4 protein-coding genes are annotated in these 9,912 nt (G+C 42.2%); all 4 read left to right on the forward strand.

All coding sequences use genetic code 11. The features are described 5' to 3' along the window. Window positions 1–999 precede the first annotated feature (999 nt). From JT719_RS20015 to JT719_RS20030, 4 genes are read left to right on the forward strand one after another with little or no spacing between them, the layout of a single operon-like run. A complete protein-coding gene (locus JT719_RS20015) occupies window positions 1,000–4,224 on the forward strand; it encodes a SusC/RagA family TonB-linked outer membrane protein (protein WP_242693374.1) in 3,225 nt (1,074 codons plus the stop codon). A 19-nt stretch (window positions 4,225–4,243) separates the two neighbouring features. Beyond that, a complete protein-coding gene (locus JT719_RS20020) occupies window positions 4,244–5,986 on the forward strand; it encodes a RagB/SusD family nutrient uptake outer membrane protein (RefSeq protein WP_207435504.1) in 1,743 nt (580 codons plus the stop codon). Between the two features lie 30 nt (window positions 5,987–6,016). Then, the gene (locus JT719_RS20025; protein WP_207435505.1) at window positions 6,017–7,183 is read left to right on the forward strand and encodes a glycan-binding surface protein; all 1,167 of its coding nucleotides are present in this window, start codon (window positions 6,017–6,019) and stop codon (window positions 7,181–7,183) included. A gap of 18 nt (window positions 7,184–7,201) precedes the next feature. Then, window positions 7,202–9,250 carry an IPT/TIG domain-containing protein gene (locus JT719_RS20030; protein WP_207435506.1) on the forward strand — a complete coding sequence of 683 codons (2,049 nt, stop codon included), beginning with the start codon at window positions 7,202–7,204 and terminating at the stop codon, window positions 9,248–9,250. Window positions 9,251–9,912 lie beyond the last annotated feature (662 nt).

A 9,912-nucleotide genomic window follows, 5' to 3' on the forward strand; every position in this document is an offset into this window, starting at 1 on the left:
TTACAAATAATCTCTATTTTTAACATAGCGTAATTAGCTAGTCAAAACAAGGTGGCCAAGATTGGTTTGTTCAATCTTGGATAGAAGTAAGTCTCTTTTAATTAGGAGTAGTCTCAATCATAGTCTATACCCTATAATAAGTGAACTCTTACTTCTAATTACATGGGTTGATTCTGCATTAACCCCAGACATGAACCCTTAGTAATCATTTTATTAACCTGAGCAGAGCATAAGGGGAGGATATAGGGATGATGTATCAACTTAGTGTGTAACCTTTTTGGTGGGGGAAAGTATTGTGGGTGCTGTTTGCTTGATAATAGGTTAAGGAAGGGTCAAAAGGGGTAGACCAATAGCCCTAAACTAGTTTCTGAGTCTGCAGAAACAGCTCCTTTAGAAAGCAGTAGGGGTTAAAGGCTGGATCAATTTACTTCTGATACAGAGATATGATAAAAAAATATCAGTTTTAAAGTCCTGTATTTCTTAACGTTGTCCTGAAATAAATCAAAAAAATGGGGAACCTATCCTGTTTTTATTGGTGTTGGTGCTGTAACTCCCAGAATGGCTATTAAGTAAATTTGAATTAAGCGCTGCTGTGTTGGAAATTCAGTAAAAATTAAGATTTTTGAACCGCTTTGCTTGTATTTGTTTAAAAAGGCAGTAAATTTATAACTTATGCCATCGTTGGCATTGTTTATTCCCCCGTAAAGCTTGTTTCAAGCAAACAATTGATAAAAAAGTATTATAAGTCAGTATAAAATGCTTTTAGCTTTGTATAGCTATTAATAGATTTTGTAGGTCCTTCATAGATGAAGTTGAAATGTGTTGTGTGAAACGCTTTTAACTTCAAAAGGAACAGAAGCAGCAGCTCCCCTAAGCTGATTCTGAAAGAAATTGGTGTCCCAGAGTTTTCTATTGTTTAATAAATATTAATACGTGCTTTATAACTAGGCTTCCTAGTGTGGTTTTATTACAAAGTTTCTACCTAATCCAAATTACCCTATGACTCAAAACTTTTACACAGAAACAGATTACAGAAAAAGTAATCTTGTCTTTAAGTCCAGAACCGCATGGACAATGATAGCTATTCTGTTAGCTGTCTTTCTTCATGCGTTTGATGGTTTGGCACAGGGTGCCAGACGAACAATTACTGGGAGAGTAACCTCGGCTACTGATAACACCGGTATGCCTGGTGTAAGCGTAGTAGTGAGAGGTACAACTAATGGTGCTTCAACTGATGCGAACGGTAACTTCTCATTAGAAGCTAGCAACACTGATGTTCTGGTGGTAACCTTCATTGGGTATGTATCTCAGGAGGTGACTGTTGGAGACAGAACAACAATCAATGTTAGCCTGCGTGAAGATGCCCAGACTCTGAATGAGGTAGTTGTGACTGGTTACGGGGAGTTAAGAGCCAGTGATGTGCCTTCGGCCCAGACTACTATTGGTTCAAAGGCTATAGAAAGAACTGTAAACACTACTGTAGAACAAGCAATTCAGGGTCGTGCCCCTGGGGTGTACGTTACTCAGAACACAGGTGCTCCTGGTGGTGGTATTTCAGTGAATATCAGAGGTATCAACTCAATCAATGGGTCTAACGAGCCTTTATATGTGATAGATGGTGTTCAGGTGCAGGGTAATTCTTCTACTTCAGGTGTTAACCCCTTGGCTTCACTGAATCCATCTGATATAGAAAGCATGGACATTTTACAAGGTCCTTCTGCTACTGCAATTTACGGTTCACGTGGTACCAATGGTGTGGTGTTGATCACCACAAAAAGAGGTAAATCTGGTGATGTAAGAGTGAATTACTCATTTTTAACCAGTGTTCAAACTCCGCCTAAGCCGTTAGATGTCATGAACCTGCGGGAATACGCCCAAATGGACAATGAGTACAAAGCGCTTGCAGGAGGCGCGGTGCGCGAAGATTTTCTTGATCCTTCCATTTTAGGTGAAGGAACAAATTGGCAGCGTGAATTATTTAACAGAGCGCCAATGAACAAACACCAGTTGAGTCTGAGTGGGGGAAGTGAGAATACCAGATTCTATTTATCAGGTGAGTACTTAGATCAGGAGGGCGTGGCAATAGGTTCTGGATTTGACCGTGCTTCCGTAAGATTAAACTTGGATAGCAAAGCCCGTAAATGGCTAAATTTAGGTGCAAACTTAAACTTTGCTCAAACAAACGAACAGATTTCTACAACTCAGTGGGATATTATCAACAATGCCATTCAGTTGTCGCCTGCAATTCCGGTAAGAAATTTAGATGGAACTTATGGAGGTGGTGAGCCAAGGCTAAACCCTGACGGTAGTGTCTCTGAAGCAGAGCGTTTTACACCGCCAAACCCAATTGGCTTGGCTAATATCATCACCAATGATATGGTAAGACGTCGAATTTTGGGTGGCTTGAATGCAACTGTGAATCTGATGGAGGGGTTGGAATTCCGCACCTCGTTTAATGCTGATTATGGAACTGGAGTTGGCACATCTTTTCAGCCAACCTACACTTTTGGGTATCAGCGGAACACAATCGCTAGGTTAGATGTCAGAAACGAGACTAATATCTATTGGAACTGGAACCAAATGTTACAGTATGCCAAACAGTTCGGTAAACACAGCTTAACTGTAATGGCTACACACGAATCGCAGGCATCCGAATGGCAAAATACTTCCCTTGGCAGAAGCGGTTTCAATACCAACGAGATTATAGATATTAACGCGGGTGAGCAAAATGCTCAGCAAAGAACTGGCGGAGGGCAAGGCGATTGGGCGATGGAATCTTATCTGGGTAGGATAAACTATAATTTTGCAGACCGATACATCATTCAAGGTGCATTCCGTGCCGATGGTTCAGCAAACTTTGGACCTGACAACAGATGGGGGTATTTCCCTTCTATCTCCGCGGCTTGGCGCGTTTCAGAAGAATCATTCTTTAACTTCCCGATTGTTAGTGATTTAAGATTGCGTTTTGAAACTGGTTTAACCGGAAATCAAGGCGCTGGTGGCAATATCTATGCAAGACTCCAACAATACCCAACCGAGTGGGGATCTGGTTTCTTGGCTGCCAATTACCCTAACCCAAATTTCAAGTGGGAAGAAACCTTGACGAATAACGCAGGTATCAACCTCGGTTTGTTTGAAAACCGTATTCAGATTGAAGCCGACTACTATATTAAGAAGACCGACAACGTAATTGTTAGAAGTTCACTGCCTTGGTATATGGGCTCTACTGGTAACGGTTCTGTTCAAGCTCCTCTGGTGAACTTTGGTGCGCTTCAAAATAAAGGCTGGAGTGTGTCTCTTAACACTATCAACCTGGACAAAGGTGGCTTTAAGTGGGAAACCAACCTGAATATTTCCCATTTCAAAGCTGAAGTTACCAAGCTTTACACCGAAACCAGTGTAGTTGCCCGCAATGCGCCAGACTGGTATATCATGCCACTTTGGTCACAGAGAACAGTGGTAGGTGAGTCTCCGTGGTTTTTCTATGGTTTCATTGAAGAAGGCATTTTCCAAACCGTAGAGGAAGTTCAAAATAGTGCCCGTCCTGCTGATAGCCAAGGCAAACCTTTCCCTGTTGGAGAAAATAGTGTTTGGGTAGGAGATGTGAAATTCCGTGACCTGAACGGCGATATGGTCATCAACGAACAGGATATGACTAAGATTGGTAGCCCATGGCCTAAATACTTTGGTGGTTTAACCAATGACTTTTCTTACAAAGGCTTCAACCTAAGTATCTTGTTAACCGGGACCTTCGGTAACGATGTGTACAACTACGTACGTTTCCGTAACTCAAATCCAAATAATATCAACGTGGGGCAAAATATGTTTAGAGAAGCTAGAGATTATGCCCGCGTTAATGCTGAAGGTGTATTAGAAAATCCTGGAACAACTGTACCTAGGCTTTCTGGGGGTGATGTAAACAAGAACTTTGCCCGTCACACCACTAAATATGTAGAAGATGGTTCTTTTGTGAGAATCAAAAACATTTCACTAAACTATACTTTACCTAATGCACTTGTTTCCAGACAAAAGATTGTAAAGGCAGTTAGAGTGGGTGCTAGTGTTCAAAACCTGCACACGTTTACCAAATACACCGGATATGACCCTGAGGTAGGTTCTTATGTTGGTCCAAATGTTACCAATGACAATGCTCCTATTGGAGTGGATACTGGTCGCTACCCAATAACTCCTATCTATTCTTTCAATTTCGGAATCGACTTTTAATTAATTAGATAACAAGCATATGATTAACAGATATATTTTAGCCGGGGCTTTTGCCGCCTTGGCTATGTTTACCGGTTGTAAAGATGAATTTTTAGAGAGGCCACCACTGGATACTCTTACTGACGGTGCTTTCTTTAAGACCGATGCCCAGGTTTTGGCTGCCACTGCCCCTCTATATAATGTTGCCTGGAAAGATTACCATGATCAGGCTTCTTACTTCATAGGCGACATCCGCGGAGGTACTCTGTTTTACCCTTGGGAGGGTCCGGCGGAGCGGAGAGATAATGTGTTCTTTAGAGCCACCGGTGTTTCAAGATCTACTTTGTGGGCTTATCAGGCATGTTATAATGTTATTGCACAGTCAAATATGGCTATCTATAACATTAATAAATTAGCTGGGCCAGAAGTAACACAAGCTGCTAAGAACCAAGCAATTGGTGAGGCAAGGTTTATGCGTGCAACTGCTTATAGCATTCTGGTAACTACGTTTGGTGAAGTTCCCATCATAACAGATAATGTGGCGGATTTGAACAACGCAAACAAGGTCCGGAATACCATACCAAGTGTGTGGGAATTCATTACCCGCGATTATCTATTTGCAGCAGAAAATTTACCTACTACGGCTACGCAACCCGGAAGAGTAACCAAATGGTCAGCAGAAGGCATGTTGGCGCGTACTTACCTCACCCGGGCAGGTGTTGGCGGTTCAGGTGGCCAAAGAAACCAGGAGTTTTTAGACAAGGCTAAAGATTACGCCCAACGTGTAATTACCATGAGTGGCAAATCCCTGGTTAGGCCTTATGAGAATCTTTTCAAATACCCTTACGATAACAACGCTGAGTCTTTATTTGAAAACCAATGGGTTTTCGGAGAAAACTACGCTGCGGCTAATACCATGGCCTCCCAAATCTATCCAATGGGTGAGATCGCTGTGAATAATGATGGCTGGGGTGGTAATTATAGTGCTACTTGGTGGATGATGAGTTTGTATGAAGGCTTGATCACCAATCAGGATGACAATAATCCCGCTAACGATGGTCAAACCCTTGGTTTTACAATGGACCAACGGTTAAAGGCTACCTTTATGTTGCCTGGTTTTCATTATCCAGAAATTACAGTGAAAGATGCTAAGGGCCAAGCAAAGGAAAAATTAACTTGGCCCCAGCCTGGTACAACTGCCGAAAACAACTTTGCTGTTATCAAAAAATATGTAGTTGGTAACGAATTAGATTTAGGCGGGCAGGCTGCTCAACAAAGGTATCCGCATAATACCTATATGTTGCGTTTGGCGGAAATGTACCTGACCTATGTGGATGCTGCAATCGGAAATGCTGAATCTACTTCTGATGCAACGGCAGTGCAATATTTTAATGCGATTCGTACCCGGGCTGGTTTAGCACCTATTGAGGGGCCAATCAAAATGGCCCGCAGCTATAATAAGATTGGAGATGATCAGGTGTTTGAAGAATGGGTGAAGGAATTTGCCATGGAAAATCTTACCTGGTATGCCTTAGTTAGAATGCATTATTATAATCCACAGAAAACTTATGACATAATAAACGGCCAAGATAGGGCTTTATTCCTGGCAGTGGCAGATCGTTTCCCTAATCCGACTGGCTGGAAATTTACTAAGACTTCTTGGGTTACGGAAAGGAATCCTAATGTTGGCGAAGGTAATTTCTATATGCCATTACCAACTGTGGAACTGAGCCAGTCACCAAGTTTAGGGCAACCAGCCGTTGATTATGATTTTGGGGATTAAAATTTTGGATTTATAAAAAGAAGATATTGTATGAGAAGTCAAATAAAATTTTTCCTGTTCCTTTTTGTTGCCTTAGTAATGACAGGGACTTTCACCAGCTGTTCGGAAGATGATGATCTTCCGAATGGCGGTAAACCCATGATTAAATATGTCCGGGTTACCCGTCCAGAAGCTTCTGATTCTCTTATCGTGAAGGCTGGTCAAGGGCAAATGATTGCAATCATAGGTGAGAACTTGCAAGATGCCCGTGAATTATGGATAAATGACAGAGAGGCAGCGCTGCAGTCTACCTTCATTACTAGTACCTCTATTATTACCCGGGTGCCATCAGACATTCCTACTGATATTACAAACAAAATGCGGATTGTATTTGGCAACGGCGAAGAATTAGTGCATGACTTCACGGTAGATATTAGTGAGCCAATGCCTACTTATATGGAAAGTGAGTACGTAAATGCCGGTGATATTGCAACTATCAGAGGCAGCTTCTTCTATGAGCCGGTACAAGTTTTCTTTACCGGTGCCAATGGAGCTAAAGTGGAAGGAGAAGTTGTTGACGTATTGCCTAATGTAATAGAGGTAAGAGTGCCTGCTGACGCTCAACCTGGACCGCTTACAATTAAGAGCAATTTTGGCGAAACAGAATCAGATTTCTGGTTCCGCGATAACCGTAATATTATAGCGGACTATGAAGACACTGATCATACTGGATGGTGGCATGGCCCTAGCTTCATTTCAAGCGGCGATGCTAATATTCAACCAATTAGTGGAAAATTCCTGCGCATCGATAAAGAAAGCACTGGCTCGTGGTTTGAAGCTTGGGTAGGAGATGGAACAATAAAGGCAAAAACCAAAAATATTCCGGCCGATGCTTTTGCCAACCCTGATATGTATAGCCTCAAATTCGAAATGAATACAGTAGCCCCTTTAGTTTACAATGGTGTTCAGTTTTTTATAGGTAATGGTGGTCCAGGAGACAGAGGTAACGCATTTTATGCCTGGAGCCCCAATATTGATACCAAAAATAGATGGCAGACAATAAGCATCCCTTTTAAGGACATCTATGAGGCTAATAACAAAAATGGTAACACATTTACCTATAATGCCAATGGGTACGCGGTTTCCCTCCATTTTGTAGGGCCAGGCACAAAGGCTCAATTTGGAATAGACAATTTACGGGTAGTACCTAATCCATAATATCTGAAAGCACTACGTATGAAAAACTTCTATACTATAAGAACACTACTACTTGCCTTGTTTGTAGTGTCACTAGGTTTCTTTACCTCTTGCGGAGACGATGATGAAAACGCTATTGACGGAGGACAGGTCCAACTGTTAAGTTTTGGTCCTACAGGAGCGAAGCATGGGGAAGAAATTCGGTTCATTGGTCATAACCTTAATAAAGTTGAATCTATTCAGTTTCAAGGAGCAACTGTTGCTAAGGAGCAGTTTATTGAACACTCATCCGAACTCATCAGATTAACTGTACCGGAAGATGCCATGGAAGGTGTGGTGACTCTGAAAGTTTCAGGAGGAGATGATGTTGTATCTAAATCTATCCTAAGTTTTACAGTTCCAATTACAGTGACAGATGTAACTGCGGAAGCCAGACCAGGTGGTACTATCGCGATCAGTGGAACTAAGCTGACTTGGGTGGATAGTGTGGGATTTGGTGATGAGATAGTGAAGCAGTTTATCAGCAAAACGGCGACTAAAATTGAGCTCCAAGTACCGGCAAATGCTAAAACGGGTAAACTTATCATTTACGGAGGAGGCGAGGATCCTACTTTCCTTGAAACAGAAAATGAGGTAGTGATCACTTTACCAGTTGTAACTAGTATTACACCCGCCAATATCCGGCATGATGAAGTACTGACTATTACCGGTACAAATCTGGATTTGGTTGATCAGGTTAAATTCCCTGGTGGAGGTCAGGTAACTACCTTTGTAAGCCAATCAGCAACGGAAATTACCCTTAAAGTGCCTACCAATGCCACTAATGGTGCTCCTACCCTGGTTACCAAAGGTTCCATGGTGGAAGTAAAGCCTACACAAACCATTTCTATTATTTTACCAGTTATAACTAATATCTCAACTGTTAGGCATACTCAGAATACTACTATTACTGGTACTGACCTGGATAAAATAAAAGAAATTACCTTCCCAGGTAACTTTACAGTAGCCAAAGCAAATTTTGTTAGTCAAACTGGAACTCAGATTGTGGTGGCTGTCCCTGCTATGGCAACACCAGGTACCCTCAGTTATAAGACCATGCATGATTTTGCGGTAACGTCTGCTACTAACTTCAATGTATTGTTACCGTCTGTAAGTTCATACGCTCCGGCAGTAGTGGCTCCTAACGGCACTTTAACCATCAATGGTACTAACCTGGATTTGATTAAGGATATTACTTTTGGGGGCATGACTACCAAAGTATCTACCTTTTTAAACCAAAGCGCAAGTAGATTACAGGTGACTGTACCAACTGCAGCAAAAACTGGGGTACTTAAATTTACGTTGGCCTCTGGATACGTGGTGGAAGCTGCTGAATTAACAGTTGTAATGCCAACGGTATCCAGCATAACTCCAACGCCGGTAGCGCCAGGTGCTTATTTAACTGTCAACGGATCCAACCTGAATCTGGTGAAATTGGTTAAATTCACAGGTGGTGCGGAGGTTGCTACTTTCTTGACCCAAACTGAAAATCAAATAATCTTATTGGTTCCTTCCAGTGCTAAATCAGGAAAGTTAACTCTGGTAACGCACACGAATACCGAGGTTGAGACAACTCAGGAAGCAACCGTTGGTGCCGCAGCCCCTACCATTAGATCCTTTATTTACGATGACGCTTTAGCAGCTGGCTGGGCTAAATGGGATGGGTATAATGGAATTGATGTACAGGATTTAAATAATACCACCAATATTAAAAGAGGTACTAAATCATTTAAGATCACTTTCTCTGGAGCCTCCGGAACTATCCAATTAAAGCCTGGTGATGCAAACTTCGCGAACGGATACACACACCTTGTGCTTTATGTAAAAGGTGGTGGAACTGCTAACACAAGGGCTGCTATTCAATTCAAACTTGTTGGTGGCGCCTTTACCAGTGAACAGGCATTTGATATAGTAGCTGGTGAATACACTGTTGTGCAGATTCCGCTTAGCAGTTTTGGTAATATCTCTGCTGGAATTGATGAGTTCCTGATCAAAAACCAAGGTACAATTCCTAATACGTTCTATATTGACGACTTAGGACTACGTTGATTTACTTTAAGACAACAAATAAAAAAGGAAGAGCGGTTTGCTCTTCCTTTTTTATTTGTTGTCAATTAGAAGTGCAGAAGCTCAATGTTTGCTAATGCGTATTCTTAGTGTGGTGTATAAATAGGATTAATCTTAATAATTTTTCTCCAAACTAATAGCCATTCTTCCTAAACATCCTTAAGGCAGCCCTAAGGGAAAAACTCACGTCCCCTGGAACTTCTGAATGCCTAATGGCGGTTCTCGCCTAGGCTCTAGTCGGGAGACGTAAAGTTAAAAGGAGCGACAAACAGCCAAAAAAAATCTCCTCATATGGGAACCGACCAGCCCTCATTCGGGTTCAACCTTAGGCTCCAGTCGGGAGCAGCGGGGAAACCAACGCCGGTCTGGAACTTCTGAATACCCGTAATGGTTCTCGTTTAGGCTCCGGTCGGGAGCTTTGTGGCTTGCAGAGGGTCGACAGAAAAACTTAAGTGCCACGGAACTTCTGAGTACCTGATAATGGTTCTTGCTTAGGCTCCGATCGGGAGCTCTTCCAACAGCAAAGCGAAAAACCTCCGCACGCCGGGAACCAACCGCCACCTAATGTTGGTTCTCCCTTAGGCTCCGGTCGGGAACCTTTTCCTAAGGGAAGCAAAGAAAAACTTTCCTTCCCCGCTTGCAAA

The sequence above is a fragment of the Sabulibacter ruber genome, assembly GCF_017355955.1.
GTDB classification, from domain to species: domain Bacteria; phylum Bacteroidota; class Bacteroidia; order Cytophagales; family Hymenobacteraceae; genus Nibribacter; species Nibribacter ruber_A.

Coding starts and splice junctions, on each gene's coding strand:
- JT719_RS20015 (WP_242693374.1), top strand. CDS start 1,000: ATGACTCAAAACTTTTACACAGAAACAGATTACAGAAAAAGTAATCTT.
- JT719_RS20025 (WP_207435505.1), top strand. CDS start 6,017: ATGAGAAGTCAAATAAAATTTTTCCTGTTCCTTTTTGTTGCCTTAGTA.
- JT719_RS20030 (WP_207435506.1), top strand. CDS start 7,202: ATGAAAAACTTCTATACTATAAGAACACTACTACTTGCCTTGTTTGTA.
- JT719_RS20020 (WP_207435504.1), top strand. CDS start 4,244: ATGATTAACAGATATATTTTAGCCGGGGCTTTTGCCGCCTTGGCTATG.